This is a genomic window from Paenibacillus sp. BJ-4, assembly GCF_020404765.1.
Classification (GTDB): Bacteria; Bacillota; Bacilli; order Paenibacillales; family Paenibacillaceae; genus Paenibacillus.
In genome coordinates this window covers 67,323-86,030 of record NZ_JAIVEM010000005.1, presented here as the reverse complement: position 1 = coordinate 86,030, position 18,708 = coordinate 67,323, and the positions used below count along the sequence as shown (strand labels likewise).

The 18,708-nt window shown below is 47.6% G+C and carries 21 protein-coding genes; 3 read left to right on the top strand and 18 right to left on the bottom strand.

The genetic code is table 11. From position 1 onward, the window contains the following. Positions 1–18: 18 nt before the first annotated feature. The 8 genes from LCF57_RS00910 to LCF57_RS00875 form a co-directional block, all read right to left on the bottom strand. Positions 19–1,713 (bottom strand): spore germination protein, encoded by a 1,695-nt coding sequence (locus LCF57_RS00910; RefSeq protein ID WP_225999035.1) that lies wholly within the window; start codon positions 1,711–1,713, stop codon positions 19–21. A gap of 26 nt (positions 1,714–1,739) precedes the next feature. Continuing rightward, positions 1,740–2,162, bottom strand: a complete 423-nt coding sequence (locus tag LCF57_RS00905) for a stage V sporulation protein AB (RefSeq protein WP_225999034.1) — start codon at positions 2,160–2,162, stop codon at positions 1,740–1,742. Further along, positions 2,159–2,812, bottom strand: coding sequence for a stage V sporulation protein AA (locus LCF57_RS00900; protein ID WP_225999033.1), 654 nt, complete (start codon positions 2,810–2,812; stop codon positions 2,159–2,161). Before LCF57_RS00900 ends, LCF57_RS00905 begins: the two co-directional genes overlap by 4 nt. A 175-nt stretch (positions 2,813–2,987) precedes the next feature. Further along, a complete protein-coding gene (sigF, locus tag LCF57_RS00895) occupies positions 2,988–3,743 on the bottom strand; it encodes an RNA polymerase sporulation sigma factor SigF (protein ID WP_025721051.1) in 756 nt (251 codons plus the stop codon). 11 nt (positions 3,744–3,754) lie between these two features. Continuing rightward, entirely contained in the window at positions 3,755–4,210 is a 456-nt protein-coding gene (gene spoIIAB, locus LCF57_RS00890; protein ID WP_013310781.1) for an anti-sigma F factor, read from the bottom strand. Beyond that, positions 4,207–4,560, bottom strand: coding sequence for an anti-sigma F factor antagonist (spoIIAA, locus tag LCF57_RS00885; protein ID WP_010345711.1), 354 nt, complete (start codon positions 4,558–4,560; stop codon positions 4,207–4,209). The genes spoIIAB and spoIIAA overlap by 4 nt, the downstream gene beginning before the upstream one ends. A 96-nt stretch (positions 4,561–4,656) precedes the next feature. Next, complete coding sequence (locus LCF57_RS00880; protein WP_225999032.1) at positions 4,657–5,850, bottom strand: D-alanyl-D-alanine carboxypeptidase family protein; 1,194 nt, start codon at positions 5,848–5,850, stop codon at positions 4,657–4,659. A gap of 211 nt (positions 5,851–6,061) precedes the next feature. Continuing rightward, a complete protein-coding gene (locus tag LCF57_RS00875; protein WP_225999031.1) occupies positions 6,062–7,705 on the bottom strand; it encodes a glycoside hydrolase family 55 protein in 1,644 nt (547 codons plus the stop codon). A gap of 163 nt (positions 7,706–7,868) precedes the next feature. Between LCF57_RS00875 and LCF57_RS00870 the strand changes: the two genes are divergently transcribed. Continuing rightward, positions 7,869–9,080: an O-antigen ligase family protein gene (locus tag LCF57_RS00870; protein ID WP_225999030.1), complete on the top strand. Its 1,212-nt coding sequence runs from the start codon at positions 7,869–7,871 to the stop codon at positions 9,078–9,080. Between the two features lie 127 nt (positions 9,081–9,207). Here the strand turns inward: LCF57_RS00870 and LCF57_RS00865 are convergent, their stop codons facing one another. From LCF57_RS00865 to LCF57_RS00835, 7 genes are all read right to left on the bottom strand, one after another. Next, a complete protein-coding gene (locus LCF57_RS00865; protein ID WP_225999029.1) occupies positions 9,208–10,032 on the bottom strand; it encodes a purine-nucleoside phosphorylase in 825 nt (274 codons plus the stop codon). Between the two features lie 92 nt (positions 10,033–10,124). Next, on the bottom strand, positions 10,125–11,069 hold the full coding sequence (gene xerD, locus LCF57_RS00860) for a site-specific tyrosine recombinase XerD (RefSeq protein ID WP_225999028.1): 945 nt from the start codon (positions 11,067–11,069) through the stop codon (positions 10,125–10,127). A gap of 43 nt (positions 11,070–11,112) precedes the next feature. Then, positions 11,113–11,355: a YqzK family protein gene (locus LCF57_RS00855; RefSeq protein ID WP_225999027.1), complete on the bottom strand. Its 243-nt coding sequence runs from the start codon at positions 11,353–11,355 to the stop codon at positions 11,113–11,115. Positions 11,356–11,521: 166 nt separating this feature from the next. Beyond that, entirely contained in the window at positions 11,522–12,019 is a 498-nt protein-coding gene (locus tag LCF57_RS00850; RefSeq protein WP_225999026.1) for a Fur family transcriptional regulator, read from the bottom strand. 99 nt (positions 12,020–12,118) lie between these two features. Next, the gene (gene spoIIM, locus LCF57_RS00845) at positions 12,119–12,772 is read right to left on the bottom strand and encodes a stage II sporulation protein M (protein ID WP_225999025.1); all 654 of its coding nucleotides are present in this window, start codon (positions 12,770–12,772) and stop codon (positions 12,119–12,121) included. 191 nt (positions 12,773–12,963) lie between these two features. After that, positions 12,964–14,160, bottom strand: a complete 1,197-nt coding sequence (locus LCF57_RS00840; protein WP_225999024.1) for an endonuclease Q family protein — start codon at positions 14,158–14,160, stop codon at positions 12,964–12,966. Positions 14,161–14,165: 5 nt separating this feature from the next. After that, the gene (locus LCF57_RS00835) at positions 14,166–14,765 is read right to left on the bottom strand and encodes an NUDIX hydrolase (protein WP_225999023.1); all 600 of its coding nucleotides are present in this window, start codon (positions 14,763–14,765) and stop codon (positions 14,166–14,168) included. A gap of 124 nt (positions 14,766–14,889) precedes the next feature. Here LCF57_RS00835 and mciZ point away from each other — a divergent pair, with 124 nt between their 5' ends. Continuing rightward, positions 14,890–15,033 carry a Z-ring formation inhibitor MciZ gene (mciZ, locus tag LCF57_RS00830; protein ID WP_007430898.1) on the top strand — a complete coding sequence of 48 codons (144 nt, stop codon included), beginning with the start codon at positions 14,890–14,892 and terminating at the stop codon, positions 15,031–15,033. 60 nt (positions 15,034–15,093) lie between these two features. Here the strand turns inward: mciZ and LCF57_RS00825 are convergent, their stop codons facing one another. Next, entirely contained in the window at positions 15,094–16,227 is a 1,134-nt protein-coding gene (locus LCF57_RS00825) for a tripeptidase T (RefSeq protein ID WP_225999022.1), read from the bottom strand. Between the two features lie 85 nt (positions 16,228–16,312). Here LCF57_RS00825 and prli42 point away from each other — a divergent pair, with 85 nt between their 5' ends. Then, complete coding sequence (prli42, locus tag LCF57_RS00820) at positions 16,313–16,417, top strand: stressosome-associated protein Prli42 (protein ID WP_016822268.1); 105 nt, start codon at positions 16,313–16,315, stop codon at positions 16,415–16,417. A gap of 129 nt (positions 16,418–16,546) precedes the next feature. Here prli42 and lipB read toward each other — a convergent pair whose 3' ends face one another. Together lipB and LCF57_RS00810 are read right to left on the bottom strand one after the other, a co-directional pair. Next, positions 16,547–17,239 carry a lipoyl(octanoyl) transferase LipB gene (lipB, locus tag LCF57_RS00815; protein ID WP_152382058.1) on the bottom strand — a complete coding sequence of 231 codons (693 nt, stop codon included), beginning with the start codon at positions 17,237–17,239 and terminating at the stop codon, positions 16,547–16,549. A gap of 62 nt (positions 17,240–17,301) precedes the next feature. Then, positions 17,302–18,687: a dihydrolipoamide acetyltransferase family protein gene (locus LCF57_RS00810; protein WP_225999021.1), complete on the bottom strand. Its 1,386-nt coding sequence runs from the start codon at positions 18,685–18,687 to the stop codon at positions 17,302–17,304. Positions 18,688–18,708: the final 21 nt, after the last annotated feature.

Genomic DNA, 18,708 nt, shown 5'->3' with positions numbered 1-18,708 from the left:
TTATGCAGATCATTTAGATTAATGTTCCTGTCCATTGCCTGAGTCCGAATCTGTATTGGCATCCGTATGGGGCATACGCGTATTGTCCCTCGTTTTGTTAAATGACGGGCGGTTAGGCGCATCGAGTACAGGCATACGGAACAAAATGGAAGCTAACGCCTTAGCATTAAAAGGAATAAACGGCCACAAGTAAGAAGAGTTGTATGACCGATGCAGCGTCAGCATCAAAATGATCACCGTCGTGCCTATGACAAAGCCCGGAACATGGAAAATAGCTACAGCGATCAGTAGAAATAGCCGAATCAGTCTATTGGCCAATCCTAACTCATAGCTCGGTGTTGCGAACATTCCGATAGCAGCTAAAGCCATGTACAGCACAACCTCGTTGACAAACAGCCCCGTCTTGACTGCTATATCTCCGACCAGAATGGCAGCGATCAAGCCCATAGCGGAAGCCAGCGGTGTAGGGGTATGAACTGCCGCCATACGCATGAGATCGACCCCTAGCTCCACGATGATAAACTGGGCGATCAGTGGTAGGTGAGCTTGCTTTTGAGGACCGATAAAATCGAGAAATGCCGGTTTTAGTTCGGGATTGATGACCATAAGCAGCCACATCGGAAGCAGAAACATCGAGGCGAAGATCCCTATAAAGCGTACCCAACGCAAATAGCTTCCCATAAATGCCGTCTGCCGATTTTCTTCCGCATGCTGACACAAGTCAAAAAAAGTGGTTGGCAAGATCATTACACTGGGTGAGGTATCGACGAAAATAACGAGTCTTCCTTCCATAATATGCGAAGCCACGACATCTGGTCGCTCCGAATATCGCACCAATGGATATGGATTCCAGCCTTTATTGATAATCGTCTCCTCTAATTGCTTATCCGCCAGTGGAATTCCGTCTAGATTGACGTTTTTAATTTTGTCGCGTACATTATCCACCATGACTTTATCCACGATATCATCAATGTAGCCCAAGCAAACGTCCGTCCGGGTTCGACGTCCAACCTGCATAGCTTCAAATTTAAGTCCGGGGTCCCGCAAACGACGGCGCACCAGCCCAACATTCGTAAGCATCGTTTCGGTAAATCCATCACGGGAACCACGAACGACACGCTCCAACGAAGGCTCCTCCGGACTGCGCACCGGGTAATTCCGGGTATCCAGAATGACGGAAAAGCGCTCGCCTTCCATAAAAAAGGCGCTATAGCCAGCTAGTACCTTGTTGATAACAACCGACATTTTGTCCGTCTTTTCCACTTGAATATGTGGGATATAATATTCAAAATATGCCTGCAATCCATCTGAAGACAGATCATCCGGCGTCAGATAGGTGAGCCGCTTTAGCACCTCAAGCATAATCTGATCCTTGGCAAAAGTATTCAGGAACAAATATCCAATATGACGCCCACCTGTAGTCATTTCCCTGAACACCACATCAAAGGTCTCTCCCAGACCCAATACCATTTTGAGTGTTTCGCGATTATCCTTTATCCTTGGCGATATATCATCCTCAACCTGCCAGTAACGAACAGACTCCTCTACGTTATCAGAACGCTCACTTTCTTTTTTATGCTTAAGGTGTTCCGCTTCCTGCTCCTGCTTTTGCTTCCACGAGCTTAACCCTTCATCGTCCGTATTAGTATCTCTTCCTATCGCTCCGCCTGCCTGTTGATGCTCCTGATGTTCTTGATCTGCTCTATGATCCATAGCGTTTGCCCCCTCTGCTTTCGTTGTTATCGGTTGTATACAAACCAGTCAAATAAGGAACCCGTTACCTTACCAAGGACCATCGCCATTAGCAGGCCAAACATATACACGGACATATGGAGCCTCTTGGCAAGTATGGGCAGGAGATTTAATACTTCTGTTAAGGCTGCAGCGAGCAAACCAATAAACAATCCACAGAATAAACCCGGTATCCATGTGAGTATTTTAGGGAGTGGCAAGTAAATATCCCAAAAATCAGCCACCGTTCCCACCACGGAACCTAAGACCATCGCCTTTTCGTATGCACGTGATTTCTTATACGTACGGGTGAGCTGTGCCAATCGTGGCATGATGTCCAGCACAATAAAAAACGCGATTACGCCACTACCTACTGCCAGACCTCCAGCAATGCCCAAAATAATCTGCAGCGTACCCTGTACAAATGTCATGGCTGCTTATCCTTTGAATGCAGGCGGGCCATCTTTTCATACTCCTCCGCCACAACGTACTGATCCACATTTTCCTGATACAGATACATTTCTACCTCTAGCGGCGTCGGCTCCTCGTTCCATTTTTTTTGGAACAAGTGATTGAAGAATATGATCATGCCAAAACCGATGCCGATCGAGTATGCAATTTGAAACAGATACGGATGCTCATCCTTATGTCCCGTAATCATCTCTACAATCCGAACCTGTACCTCCATCATGCTGACGTCAGCGTGAAAATTCATAATCGTTAATGCAGAGCCAAAAAACAGAAGCACCCATACCAAAACAAACAGTATTTTGGATGGCTTGCGGGGCTTCTCCACGAGTTCCACAAGCACATGCGGCTTGCCAAGAGATTCAACTACGACGCCCGGAATATGTTCTCTAATTTTGGAAATGATCTGCAGCATGTCTACCAGTATCAAATTGCCGTCCTGCTTCTGCGGCCGCTTGAGAACAAGTTTAAGCAGCTCGTTTTCCCATTCAGGATCGGCCAGCAGGTGGGCTACATCTCCCAAATGCAAGTCCTGTCCTTGTATCATGCGTACACGGCTGCGGAGCCGCAAGTAAACTATAGGAGCCACTGTAGGAGCCGGATTATGAGTCATCCGATCCCCTCCTTATCCTCGTAATTACCGATTATTATGGAACGAAGCAAGGAAACCTATTCTTCGTCTCATCCTTTTTCCCACGCAAAAAAGAGTATCCCACGCCATTAGAATGGCTTTGGAATACTCTTTAGATTCACGTAAGCAAAAGGATTTCGCAAAATCCTGACTGCTATTATTGGGCAATCTGATCGCGAATCAGCTGCAAAATCTTTTTTTCCAGCCGAGATACCTGCACCTGGGAAATACCAAGCCGACTTGCAACCTCCGACTGGGTCTGATCGCGGTAATAACGCAGGTATACAATTAACCGTTCCCGCTCGGAAAGTCCGCCGATGGCCTCATTTAGTGCCAGCTTGTCGAACCATCGTTCCTGTGATTCGTCAGCAATCTGGTCCATGAGCGTGATAGGGTCGCCGTCATTTTCGAACACCGTTTCGTGAATAGAGGTAGGCGGCTTATTCGCCTCCTGCGCAAAAACAACATCCTCTGGCGTGACTCCCAGCTCATCGGCAACTTCCTTAACCGTAGGCAGGCGGTTAAGCCGTTTGGAAAGCTCGTCCTTCATTTTGCGAACCTTATTGGCCGTCTCCTTCAGGGAACGGCTAACCTTGAGTGTCCCGTCATCACGAAGAAAACGTTGAATCTCACCAATAATCATCGGTACCGCATAGGTTGAAAATTTGACTTCATAGCTGAGATCAAATTTATCCACCGATTTTAACAAACCAATGCAACCAATTTGAAAAAGATCGTCAGGTTCATATCCCCGGTTCATAAAGCGCTGCACGACAGACCAAACGAGCCGGATATTACTATTGACCAACGTCTCACGGGCATCATTATCACCAGATTGACTTAGCGCAATGAGCCGCTTGACTTCCGCATCCTCCAAATAGCTATGTGAAGTTTTTTTTCCTCCTGCTTCCATAGGATCAACCCCTAATTGTATAAAGCTTTCTTGGATTCAATCCTTTTCTTCATCCGGACCGACGTGCCTCCGCCCGGCTCACTGACTGCCTCAAACTCATCCATGAAGTTTTCCATAATGGTAAATCCCATACCCGAGCGTTCCAGCTCAGGTTTGGATGTATACAAAGGCTGCTTGGCCAGCTCCAGATCCTCGATTCCCCGTCCTGCGTCTTCAACAACCAGCGTAATCACGTCCGCTTCAATGCCGACTTTAATCGTTACGACACCTGACGGATCACTGTCATACCCGTGAATAATACTGTTTGTCACCGCTTCAGACACCACGGTTTTCAAGTCACTCAACTCATCCATTGTAGGGTCAAGCCTGGAAATAAAGGCTGCAACAGCCACGCGGGCAAAAGCTTCATTCTCGGATTTGGCGGCAAACTGCAAGCTCATGAAATTGTTTCCCGTGCCTTCTCTCATGATACGACCTCCAGTTCCGTGAGCGCATTTCCCTCGTTGTCATAGATAGGCATAATCTTAAACAACCCCGACATCTCCAGTAGTCGATATACTGGCGGATTAACATCACAAACTGCCATTTTCCCGCCCTTTTGCTTGATCAGCTTATACCGCCCCAGAATAACGCCAAGTCCGGAGCTGTCCATAAACTGAAGATTCTTCAAGCTGAGTACGATATGCTCGCATTGCCGACGTTGAATCGCCTCATCCATTTGCATGCGGACCATGTCCGAAGTATGGTGATCAAGCTCACCGGACAGTCTTACAATCAGTACCCCCCGGTGATGCTCCATTTCAATTTGCAGGTTCATGCTTACTCACTCTCCTCCCCGTCTTGGACAAGGATTTCTACGCAATCGCAGACGATTCCTGCCCTCCGACAAAACTAGAAGAAAACCCCGTAAAATCTACAAAGAAAATAGGTTCGACATGGTACGTTTTAACAATTTCCACCATCCGGCCTTCTCGATTGCTACTGGCGAAGTGATGTTAAATTCCTTCAGCCGGTGACCATCTTGATAGACAACCAGCTTGCCGACCGGATCACCTGCGCGGACCGGAGCTTTAAGGCTTGGGGCCAGTTGCAGCTCATGACGCAATGTTTGTTGGGTTCCGCCTTTTTTCACCAGCACACTGTAGGAGCGATCTGCCTGAATTTTTAATTCCGGCAATACACCTTTTTCAACTTTTACGCTTCCCAGCAAGTCACCCGGCTTGTAGATAGATTTCATTGTATATTGAGAAAAGGCGTAGTCGAACATCGATGACACTTCATTGTTGCGTATCTTGGTATTCGGTTCACCTAGCACGACGGCTACGACGCGCAAGCCATCACGCTTCGCGGTAGCGGAAAGACAAAACTTCGCTTCCGACGTATAGCCTGTTTTCAGCCCGTCTGCTCCGGTATAGAAGCGCACAAGCTTATTGGTATTCACCAGCCAAAAGGGTTTGACCGAGGATTTGCGCAAGTAGTCCTGATATGCTCCTGTATACTTCGTAATCTGCGGATATTTCAACAGCTCCCGGCTCATAACCGCAATATCATGCGCAGAAGAATAGTGATTTTTTACTGGTAAACCGTTGCAATTGGCAAAATGAGTATCCTTGAGTCCAAGCTGCTGCACCTTGGCATTCATCATCTCGACAAAAGCCTGCTCAGATCCTGCAATTTTCTCAGCCATGGCCACGGAAGCATCGTTCCCGGAAGCCATCGCAATTCCCTTCAACATCTCGTCGACCGTCATTTCTTCTCCCGGCTCCAGGAAAATTTGTGATCCGCCCATTGAAGATGCATATTCACTGGCCCGCACTTTATCGGTTAGCTTGAGCTTGCCGTTATCAATAGCTTCCATCGTTAGCAACATCGTCATGATTTTGGTGATGCTTGCTGGAGGAAGCTTTTCACGACTGTTTTTTTCATAAATAACTGTACCCGTATCTGCATCCATCAGGATTGCCGAGTGAGCCTCAGGAGCCAGTTCCGCCGCTGAGCCCTCTTTGGGTTTGCTTTCAGGTTTACTTTCTTCGGCCCAACCGCCGACGGGGACAGCAGTCAAGGCCACGAGACAAGCCAGAATAAACGCCACCACTTTTTTCTTCACAATCGGTTCCCTCCTCAACATATTGGCGGAAAGCACCGGAGCCCGTATACTTATCCCTCCGGCCTATTCGCGTGCTGCTAACCATTGTCGTCAGAATGGATGAAAAATATTCCATATGGCTGAAAACATCAAATAGCACCAAGCTGAGTCAGCATGGTGCGCAATTTCCAGACTTTATATACAGAACATCTATGATCTGTATAATCATCGTTTAAATTCGGCTAACGGTGAGATACGTAATTCCTCCCCCTGGCAAAATATCTGTTTGATTCTGACTGAACACCCGTATATCAATAAAAGAATTTGCCTCCAGCTTCAATTCAATCGCTCCACTCAAAGCACTATAGTTCATTCCACCCATAATCCTGTCATCAAGATAGGCATAGGCCGAGCCTCCGGTATCCTGTTCATCATTCAAATAAAGTGCGAGCCGTGTGCGATTGCCATCCACCTGGGGATCGGTCGAAATGTAAACTTGTATTCTGTATTTCCCAGCCCGCTTGGCCTGCCAACGACTACTTGCTGCATCAAATTCAGTCAGGTCATCATAATTAACCTGATCGAAGTTTACCTTCTGCCAGCTACCTGCAGAGAGAGATTGCCTTGCTCCCAGATAGGCTTTGACGAAGGTTTCATACAAATGCTCAATTCCATTATCCGAATATTTCTCCACCAGCAGCAAAGCCTGCCCTGTCCCGTTGTTCTCATCATAACGATTATTGCTGTAGCTAAAATCCAAATGCGAACGGAGTGTCACCTGCTGTGTGGATGAGCTGCCAGAAAACGAAATAAGTTGCTTTAGATTACGGGGATAACCGCCCACCTCGTCCACCAAAACTTTTTTGCCAATGATCACATCCACAAAATAGTTACACACAGATCGGCTGTCATCGTATTTGTCCGCTATTGCCAAAATAGAGTCGCGCAGGGCAACGTTTTTCGTTTCCTTGGTTGCACCAACCTGAATAAAAGAAGGCACCGTCACCTTATGCTCTCTACTTAGTCCCTCAAACCAGCAGCCGATAAATTCAGCATTCATAAAATCATTAATTAGGATAGGGATATCCGTTGAGCTTCCGTCTTTGATATGCTGACTGGCCATAAACCTGGCACCGTTGGAGCTATTCAGATCCAGCGCCGTATCGTTTCCCAATGTAAACAGCGCAATGCTTGTAAACTGTGAGCTTCTATTCTGCAAGTGAATCCCTGTCTTATTGTAATTAATCTCCGTGCAATTAAATAAATCCACATCGCTTTCATAACCCCAAAAAGCCGTTTCAAAATGCTCAATCAATACGTTATCCAGAATAACTCCGCCGCCCCTCCAATCCTGAATGCCTACAGTACCTTTGCCATAATATCCGCGCTTCACCGACTGTGAAAACGGATTATTTAATGCGCCTCTGGCGGTACCTTCATAGCGGATCAACAGGTCATGAAACTGTACATTTTGAAAACCGCTAAATGACGGAAGACTCTCGTCTCCAATCTGAAAACAAGGGCCCGTACCATAAAATTCAATGGACGTAACTCCCTTACCTTGTCGGTATCTGCCCTTATGGATGCCAAAAATACGAACGCCCTGCTTGCGAATGTGAAGAGTTGAGGTTATTTTGTATCGTCCACTGGGAATTTGAAGAATGGAATAATCGGGGGTCTTATTAATCAATTCCTGCAAGGCTGCCGTGTCATCCTGAACACCGTCACCAACGGCTCCAAACCAGCTTGCGTTTACACTACGTTGGATGAATTCTTTTTCAATGGTTTTAAAGTTGTCGTTCAATTGCTGCGGTGTCAACTCTCCGCCTGTACCACTCAAATTCAGCTTCAAACGGTCTGTAAAAAGATCCGCCACCCGAACACCCCCATTTTATAAAACATCTTCTTAGCATGGACTGAGTATATGCACAAAAGAGCTTGCTCTAGGCTTGAAAAAATGAAAAACAAATATTTTATTATTGTACAAGAAGATACAATTTGTATAATATAGATACATAACGTATCTAGGCGGTGAAGACGTGAAGCACATACTCACAGTGGCCGGTTTATTGGCTTTTTCAATTCCTTTTGCCTGTCAGGGCCTATCTCCCAGAGTTATCACGATTTCCCTGCTTATTCTGTTATTCAGCTACATCATGCTACTGCCTTCGCTTAAAACGGTGATCGTAACTTTAGCCGACAATCCGTTGCTGACTTTGCTCATCATGTACATTGCCGCCTCCTGCTTGTGGGCTGAACAGGAGCAGACCTCGTCCATGCTGATGGTGCTTAAGTTCCTTGCCGTCTCTAGCTTCGGCCTTTATTTCGTGACTCACTACACAGCACAGGACTGCATTCGTCTACTCGTCGTTTCGTTAAGTATTTTGAGCGTACTTAATCTACTGGCCGTTATACTCGTACCCTCCTTTGCCATTCATGGAGGCGTAGAACATACTGGGCTGTGGAAAGGGATATCCGGTCACAAAAACACTCTCGGAACCCTGTCTCTGTTAAGTTTTGTTTCACATGTTATTTACTTTTTCAGGGGGAAACGCAAAGCATTGCATGTTGGCTTTATTTTACTCAATGCCCTATTGCTCATTAAATGCCAATCTACCACCTCGTTGGTGCTGACATCTTCGCTGTTCGCATTCATCCTGTTTATATTGCTGTTCAAAAGAATTCGAAGCGTCGCGTTACGTGGTTTTTTCATCAGTACTTCCTGTCTGATTGCACTTTTAAGCTCGGTACTCGCCTTTACCTTTGGAGATGCGATTGCGTCGGAGTTCGGCAAAACAACAACCTTGACCGGAAGGACAGAAATATGGCAGGGGATTTCTGGTGCTATTCAGAGCCATTATTGGTTTGGTCATGGTTACGGCTCCTACTGGGCAGCCCGGCCCAGCATCTATGCGGGCGGAATCCGGTTTGATCTGACAAGTAGCCATAGCGGCTTCCGGGATTTGTGGATCGACGTGGGCCTCACAGGACTCCTTGCCACGATCACACTCGTTACAATCACCTTACTTAAATTCAGAATTGGCAAAGCAGATATGTATACATGGCTGACAGCAGTGGTCTTTTTCCTGTTCATCGTATTAAACAATATAACGGACAGTCGTTTTCTGAACTCACTATCCATCTACTGGATCATTTTTATGGTGATTGTCATCAAGGTGCAGGAGCGGCATAGAATGGCTGTAGCCGAAAAAACAAATTCGACAGCATTGAGCACATCCCCGCTTCATTAGAAGATATCCCCCGCACTCAGACCATTTGACGCAAAAAAGAACCCCATATCCTAGGCCAACAGTGGGCACTCGGATATGGGGTTCTTTGCTTACATGCCACCACTTTAACTCAGCGGCATAACTTTATCTACATTTGTGGAATAATCGCCAGCACAAGCTTCAAAAATTGCTCTCGTACCTTTTCCGCCGTCTCCATCACTTCATCATGGGACAAAGGCTGATCCAGAATGCCTGCGGCCATGTTTGTGATACAGGAGAACCCAAGCACCTCAATACCCGCATGGCGGGCTACAATAACCTCAGACACAGTCGACATACCGACCGCGTCTGCGCCCAGTGTGCGCAGCATGACGATTTCAGCAGGCGTCTCATAGTTAGGTCCCAGCAAACCGGCATATACACCTTCCTGCAGGCTGAAGCCCTGCTGGGCAGCTGTTTGTTTGGCAATTTCACGCAAACGACGGCTGTACGCCTCCGACATGTCAGGGAAACGAACGCCCAGACCCGCATCATTCGGTCCAATCAGCGGATTCTGTCCTGTCAGATTAAGATGATCCGAAATGACCATCAGATCGCCTGCCTGGTAAGATGTATTTACGCCACCTGCTGCATTCGTCACCAGCAGACTTTGAATACCCAGTTGCTTCATGACCCGAACAGGGAATGCTGTAAGCTGCGGGCCATAGCCTTCATACATGTGAAAGCGCCCCTTCATCATGACTACAGCGCGACCTTCAATCGTACCTAGCAGTAATTCTCCCTCATGCCCTTCTACCGTCGATACGGGAAAATGGGGAATGTCCTGATAGGGAATGCTAATTCCATCCTGAATCAAATCGGCCAGAATCCCGAGTCCCGATCCTAGAATAAGACCAATTTCCGGACGAATTCCGCTCTTGGAATAAATATACTCTGCTGCTTCCTGAATCATAGCTTGGTTGGATGTTGACATCAATATCTCTCCTGACTTGTACAATCTCGTTAAGTTATAGTGATCTGATCGTTACACTTTTCTAATGACAGCAAAGCATCGTTACCGAATCTTTACCGATGTTCCTTGCTTTCATGAGAAGTGCGGTTGCTGCCGTGCGGGTGATGCTTTTCATATACTTCCTTCATATTCCGTCTGGCCGTCTGTGCATATACCTGCGTCGTGGACAGATCGGCATGGCCCAGCATTTCCTGTACAGAGCGCAAATCAGCTCCGCCCTCCAGCATATGTACCGCAAAGGAATGCCGCAGCGTATGCGGCGTAATATCCTCGCTTATGCCTGCCTCCTGACCGTACTTCTTAATTATTTTCCAAAAGCCCTGTCTACTTAGACGCTGTCCAGATACATTCAAGAACAAGGCTTCCTGCTCCGTTTGAACTTGTTCGTCCTGCACGGATTGCAGCAACAATGGACGCTGCTCATCTATGTAGGCCTGCGCCCACTTTGAGGCCTCACGGCTAATCGGTACTACGCGTTCCTTGCCCGCCTCGCCGCCACAGTGAACAAAGCGCAGATCGGTGCGTACATCACGCACGTTCAGAGCAATCAGCTCGGATACGCGGATGCCTGTTGCATACAGCAACTCCAGCATCGCCTTATCCCGTCCCCCCTGCGGGGCAGTCACATCGGGTGCTGACAGCAAACGATCTATCTCATCCTGCGTAAGCACCGAGGGCTTCTTTTTGGTCGCTTTCGGCAACTCTAGCAGCACAGATGGATCATGGCCTGCTATCCCCTCCCGAATCAGAAAATGAAAAAAGGAGCGAATGGAGGCAACGCTGCGAGAGATCGTCGTCGCTGCTTTCCCCTGTTCCTTCAAACGTCCCAAATACAGCACCAAATGTGACCGCTGGACGTTGTCCGGCTGCTCAAGGCCACAGGTTTCTGCGAACTCGGCAAACTGCTGTACGTCCCGATGATACGCTTCCAATGTGCTGCGCGACAAGCCCTTTTCCTCTTCCATATATCGAACGAAAGGTTGAATATATATTTTCATGAATACTAAAAGTCTCCTTGTCCTACCTACAGCTTATTCATAGCTATTCCCCATACCAGTAAAAGAAACGTAAACGCTCCAACAACACCATTTGATGCTCAGTTCCCTCAGACAATTCCTGTCCGCCAAATACCTTAACTGCATGTCCTTCTGGTATCCGGTAATGATCTACAGGTGATATCCAATCCGTAAACAATCTGAGGCTATAAAAGAACATACATGCCAAAGCCCCAAACAATATGACCAACCGCAGCCATTTTAGTCCTTTTCGCAAGGATATTACCATGTGGATCAGCCGCCTTTTCCCAGAATATAGAACCTATTCAGGCTCTCTAGGGAAGGATATGACAAGCTATTCCTTTTTATACCGCTTGGTCCCGTGTAGCTCATCCCAAACCAAAAAAACTCTCCCGAACGCGTCTTCGTCGGTGAGAGCTTGGGTTGTCAGCTTATTAATCCTGAGATTTGTTTTTCTTGGTTTTGCCCAAAGACTTTTGAGCGGTCGTATCGTTCTTCGCCTTACAACGATAACAAATACCGTGGAAGTCCAAACGATGGTCTACTACGGTAAAATTATATTCCCGTTCCAGCCGCTCTTCCAAAGGCCCAAGCCAATCTTCCAGTATTTCATCTACACTGCCGCACTGCACACATATCAAATGGTGATGGTGATGTTTGGTCGTATCGCCACGCAAATCATAACGTGCCACGCCATCACCAAAATTAATTTTCTCCACGACATGCAGTTCACTTAGCAGTTCTAGGGTACGGTATACGGTTGCCAGACCGATTTCGGGAGCTTTCTCTTTGACGAGCATAAATACATCTTCCGCACTCAGATGATCATCTTCGTTCTCAAGTAAAACTCTAACGGTGGCTTCCCGCTGAGGCGTTAGTTTGTAGCCCTGGGATTGCAGCTGCTGCTTAATTTTATCGATCCGTGCTTCCATGTGTCTCCCTCCCCCTGTAAAGCTACTGCCTACTGCACTTTTTTCACTCCTATTATTATAGGGGGTGTATACAAATAAAGTCAAACATTTTGAAACAGGTCAAGACGGTAGGGAAGCCGTCAGCATGGGAGTGACCCATTGCATCATAACCGGGGTGATCCAAGTTTCAAAGGACGCGCTGCCGACGAGAAGCAGCATCATTACAGCCGTCAGTCCTGCGTAAGACAGCAAAGGACGCAACATTCCGTCAGACGGACGGGTAGCAAGTATTTTAGTTTTGATCATATGAATGGAAAAGGTCATCGCAGCTACACTACACACAAGCAGCACCGGAATCACGAGCAGGTTATGAGGAGCTACCGAGACGAGAGAAAATAACAGCCCTTTCCACGAATATTGCCCTACCAAATAGCCCACTGAAAATCCGATAAGCACACCCTTGAGAAAGTTCAGCACGAGAATACCGGGAAGACCGATGACTGAAAGGCCGCACACCCAAATTAACCCGACCCATTTCAAATGCAAGGACACGCTATCCCAAAAGGTTGAGGCCGCCTGCGGATCAGCAAAGCCCTGCTCATTTTGATTGACCGTCGCAAAAAAGTCCTTCAGGTAGCGCGACAAATCCTGTAGCTGCTCCAGCGAGAGTGCATTTACCATCAGTGCACCAAAAACAACTCCCACCAGAAACAGCACAGCCAAAAAAACATAATACGGCGTCTGATCCTTTAACGTATGACGAAACCATTGCATCGGCGTCCTGCCCCTTTCATCTGCTTGTTTGTCCAAAAAACAACTGGAATCCGACGGCTGTTGGCCAAGATTGGAGACAGTGAAGATTCACAAAAGATGTGCCAAGCCAGCGGCGGGATAATTATTTTTAAGGTTATATTATGGTTATGAACAAGCAGATGCTGATATGACTTTATCAGGACATGACTTAACTAGGACTTGGCTATTTTGCCGTATGTTCCGCCACCGCCGGACACGAGAGAGAGCCGTCCCTCACGGGACAGTATGATTTGCTCCGCCAATTCGTCCCCAACAACTGCCGCCAGTTCTCCCTGATCGACCTTATGCAAGATATTCATTTCCGTTCCAAACGCGGTCAGCAGATGGTTCAGCTTGGCTTTGCCCAGACCAGGGATAAATTCCAGCGGAATCTGATAAATGTACGGCGGACGATGTGAGGGAATCACAGGCTGTTCACGGTCGGCAATGCTCCATATTCGATCCAGTACGCCCCGCACCAGCTTGGGGTGACCACAATCAGGACAACGTTCGTCCACCATCTGTTGCTCGTCAATAATCGTACCGCAGCTTGGACAGTAAGAACGGTGGTATTTGCCCAGCTTGGGGTTTAATCCGTAGTTGGCACACACCTTTCGTCCTTCTCGCCGCTCCAAAGCCATTCTGAATTCATCAAAGCACGGCTGCGTGAGCGATAATTTGTTGTATTCCCGTCCAATTTTTCCAAGTGAATGGGCATCGGAATTGGTAAGAAAACTGAAACGATCCAGCTCCGAGATCATTCCAGCCATGGATGAATCTGCGCTTAGCCCCAGCTCCACTCCACTGATGAGCTCCATATCGAGCAGTTCTTCCATTCGGGCCGCAGAGCTGCCGTAAATGCCCTTATGAGGGGTAAACACATGCGCAGACACCATAATACCTCCACGCCCGTATATTTGCTGCTGCAATTCGCGTGGTGGTGCGTAGATACGTTGTGAGCTGAGATTGACATTTTTCATATGTCGGGCCATCCATTGCGTAAAATCCTCCATCACCGCCAGATTAGGAAAATAGGCCAGTACGTGCGCTTCAGGACGTCCTTCGGCTCGAATTTCCAGCTCCGTGCCTAGAAGAACCACCGTATCACGGTATGCAATGCCGCCGCCGCTGATTTCCGTCATTTCCCCCGTATGCAAATAGGTTCGAATATCTTCCTGAACATTCGGTGCGTGGCAGTCAATGATCCCGATCAGTCCGATCCCCTTGCGAGCTGAGGCTTCCTTGGCGATATTAGCGAAGGTGAGATTGCGGCTGCCACTGATTTTGACCGGATCTCCCTTCTCTGTTCTGCCAATATGAATATGGAGGTCAGCGAAATAATCTGTAAGTTCTACCTTATTTCCGTTCATATTTCTTAAAAGCTCCCTGTATGTTGTTGGAGCTGCCATGCATAGACAGCCAAAATCGTTTTCGCGTCACTAATCCGTCCTTCTCGAATGAACGCCTGTGCTTCTTCTAGCGTCACCTCAAACAGCTCCAGAAATTCATCCTCATCTGGCTCCATTTCCCCTAACTCCAGATCATCGGCCACATATAGATAAATGATTTCATCCGCAAAGCCGGGGGAAGTATAAAAGGAATGCAGTAGCTTTAACGACTTGGCTTTGTAACCTGTCTCTTCTCTCAGCTCACGTCTCGCCGCTTCCATCGGATCTTCGCCTCGTTCCAGCTTACCTGCTGGGATTTCCATCTCACAGCGCCCCATAGCCTGTCTGTACTGATCCACGACCAGCATCTTCCCTTGATGCAGCGCCAATACAGCCACCGCACCCGGATGCTTCACGATTTCACGCTTTCCAGTGGAGCCGTCGGGCAGCTCTACCGTGTCCACCTGTAACGTAATGACCTTTCCTTCAAAAATCGGCTGCGTGGACACCGTTTTTTCCTCTAATGCAGGATTCGAATAGGGCTTGCGATGCAAATCGTTCGTTTGATGATTTACTTGGTCGTTCATCAGATATGTCTCCTTCTTCATCATCTATCTTTCGTTATTCATTATCGCCAACGATAGTCTAACTTGTCCACTTCGGACATATGCTGGTGGTATAACAAACTTCCTGTGATAAGGAGATGCTGAGATGAAAAGCTACCGTACTGAAACTACCCTCCATATCGTCGGTAAAGCCTGGCAGATTCAAGCCCTCTTGCGTCAATGGCAAAAGGAACACGGTCCCTCAGCCACCATTGCTTCACTGACCGTTCCAAAAAAGGTTCAGGTCTAAAGACAAAGGAACGATATTCCTGTCTTTAGTCTGAACCTCTTTGTGTATAAGATACAAGTTTTATTTCGTAGTCTCCTGAATGAGAGCTACAACTACTTCAGCAACCTTTACCAGGTCATCAGCCTTGATTTTTTCCTCTGTTGTATGAATGTTCTGGTAACCCACAGCCAAATTCACCGTTGGAATGCCCAGTCCGTTGAATACATTGGCATCTGAGCCACCACCGGAATGGAAGGTCGACGTTGCCAATCCCAGTCCTTGAATTGCACGCTGCGCCACCTGTACAACCTCATCATGCTCCGTAAAGCTGAATGCCGGATAGATGACCTCGCTGCGGAACTCACCCTGTGCGCCAAAATCACGCGCTGTAGTTTCCAATGCTTCACGCATATGCTGGATTTGATGATTAACCTTCTCCTGCACAATACTGCGCGCCTCTGCACGAATAAGTACAAAATCGCATACAACATTCGTTGCCCCACCGCCCTCGAAGCTCCCGATGTTTGCAGTGGTTTCTTTATCAATTCGGCCCAGTTTCATATTGGAAATCGCCTTGGATGCGACTTGAATGGCACTAATGCCATCTTCAGGATTCACACCTGCATGAGCGGATTTCCCTGTAATCTTCATTTCAATACGTGCCTGCGTAGGTGCAGCTATACAAATGGAACCTACTTCCCCATTGGAATCCAATGCATACCCAAAGTCCGAATCCAGCACTTCCGGCTTCATCGCTCGCGCACCCATCAAACCGGATTCCTCTCCAGCGGTAATGACGAACTGAATTTGACCATGGGGAATATTCTGCTCGCGCACGACGCGAATTGCCTCAAACAATGCAGCAATTCCCGCCTTGTCGTCCGATCCCAGAATCGTTGAACCGTCACTACGAATCCAGCCATCTTCACCCAGCTGTGGCTTAATGCCTTTGCCCGGGGTAACGGTATCCATGTGGCAGGTAAAAAACAATTTAGGCGCTTTCTCCACACCTTCTGCTTTCCAGGTGACAATCAGGTTGCCTGAGCCATGTCCTGTTCTTTCACGGGAATCGTCTTCCGTTACCTCCAGCCCAAGCGCATTGAATTTTCCTTTCAAAACACGTGCTATTTCCTGCTCATACTTCGTTTCGCTATCCACCTGTACGAGTTCCATAAATTCCTGTACGATTCGGTCTCTCACTGCTTTAGCTTTCATTAAACTTTCCTCTCTTTCCCGATTACGCTACAATACGAATAGATGGTCTTATTTATGACTTAAACCTTTACTAAAGGAGTTACACATGTCGAACAAAAAATGGGTTCGTTTTTTCGTCTACGTTATGCTTGCCGCTATGATTGGCTCTACACTATTTATGGTCATTGAACCATTTATTATGCCGTTATAATGGCCAACTACATTCAACCTATACAGCCGTTTCACGGCTCCGTAAAGGCTGTGAGTGGACAAGCTGCTGTGAAAGCAAACAGGCGGGCTTTCGTGTAAATCACGTTATAGCCCGCCTTACCTTTATAAGTTAGGGATGCGCTTGCCATTCCGCAGCAAACGAAAATTGCTGTTCGAAGTGCGGTACAATTTCCTTCGCAATCTGCTCCACCGAAAAAGTCTGCTGTGTACAGTCCTCCAATGAAGTCACGCCGTATTCCTGTATGCCACACGGGACAATACCTTTAAACCCCTCATGCTGAATCCCTGATTTGATGTTAAAGGCAAAGCCATGACTGGTTACAAAGCCCCGCCGGTGCTTGCACTTGTTAAATTTCACACCAATGGCCGCAATTTTAAGATTCCCGACCCATACCCCTGTGTATTCAGGCTTACGATTCCCCTCTATCCCATGAGCTGCCAGCAATCGAATGATTACTTCTTCCAAACTCCGAAGGTAACCGTGCAGATTCAGCGCTTCCTGATTACCGAGCATAAGCAAAGGGTATCCGACAAGCTGCCCCGGCCCATGATATGTAATGTCTCCTCCGCGGTCAATCTGAAAGACGCTAATTCCCTGAGCCTCCAGCTGCTCGGGTGTAAGCAGCAAATGCTCAGGATGCCGCTGAGAGCCAATCGTGTAGGTTGGCGGGTGTTGGAGAAGCATAAGTGTCTCCCTTGCTTCCCCAGCATCCAGCTTGCCTACAATTTCCTTCTGAACATCCCATGCATGAGCATATTCCATCCTATCAATATAGGTTACTTCAAGCGGTCGTCTGTCCACGGCCTGTCACTTCCTCTCCGTCCATTTACCCAACTGATCGGATGCCCCAACTGTTCTGGAAATTAGTACAGCTTCGTATCCAAGGTGTAGCCTTCCAGGTTTTCTTTGACTCGTTGCAGGAATCGTCCGCAAATCACACCGTCCAAGATGCGATGATCCAGCGATAAGCACAGATTAGCCATCGAACGAACCGCAATCATATCATCAATGACCACCGGTCTTTTGACAATGGATTCAAAGGTGAGAATCGCAGCCTGCGGATAGTTGATCACCGGATAAGACAAAATTGAGCCAAAGGAGCCTGTGTTGTTCACCGTGAACGTTCCGCCCTGCATATCGTCCAGTTTGAGCGTTCCTTCCCGTGTTTTACGAGCCAACTCGTCAATTTCACGAGCCAGTCCGGCAATGTTTTTCTGATCCGCCTTTTTTATGACAGGGGTGAGGACTGAATCCTCCGTACCGACAGCCAGCGAAATATTGATATCTCTTTTGATGATAATTTTATCCACTGCCCACACCGAGTTCATGATCGGATATTCCTTGATGGCATTCACGACTGCTTTCATGAGGAAAGCGAGGTACGTAATGTTGATCCCTTCTTTTTGTTTGAACTCGTTTTTGATCTTGTTGCGGAGCATCACCAGATTGGTCACATCCACCTCAATCGTCGTCCAGGCATGTGGAATTTCTGAAACACTTTGCCGCATATTGCGGGCAATCGCACTCCGAATAGGCGTCACATCTATAAAATATTCTGATCTGTTATTGCTGTTACCCTCAACCTCGATCATAGGAACCTTTGGAGCTTCCGTTAAATGAATGCCGCTGTTGCGCACCGGAATAGCTGGGTCCATATTTTGAATGGGTGTACTATGCTGAGCGGCAGAAGGCTGGATACCAGTAAAAGGCGAGCCTTGCCCCTGCGCTGTTCCGGTAGGCTGTTCCGATACTCCAGCCCGTGCGGAACCGCCCTGCTGCACATAATTCAGGACATCCTTGCGAGTAATTCGTCCCCCCATGCCGGTGCCTGGTACTCGACTTAAGTCCACATTGTGTTTAGCAGCCAGCGTTTGTACCGCTGGGGAAAACCGTCCCCGCATGGATTGATCCGAAGCGGCTCCCTGCTGAGATTGTGCATACGCATTGCTCGGGGCTGCTGGTGCAGTCGAAGTCGCTGATGTAGCAGGTGCAGACGATTGGGTCTGGATACGGCAAATCAACTCACCTACCGCTACCGTCTGACCTTCTTCTGCTAGCAGATCACCCATAATTCCGTCCAATGTGGATGGGATTTCCGCGTTTACTTTATCTGTAATGACCTCGCAAATCGGTTCAAACTGCTCCACCGTATCACCAGGTTTTTTCAGCCATTTGGCGATGGTCGCCGATACCAACGATTCTGCCAATTGAGGCATGGTCACGTCGTTCCATTGTGTTTGATCTGGCATTTTTTCAACTCCTTAACATCA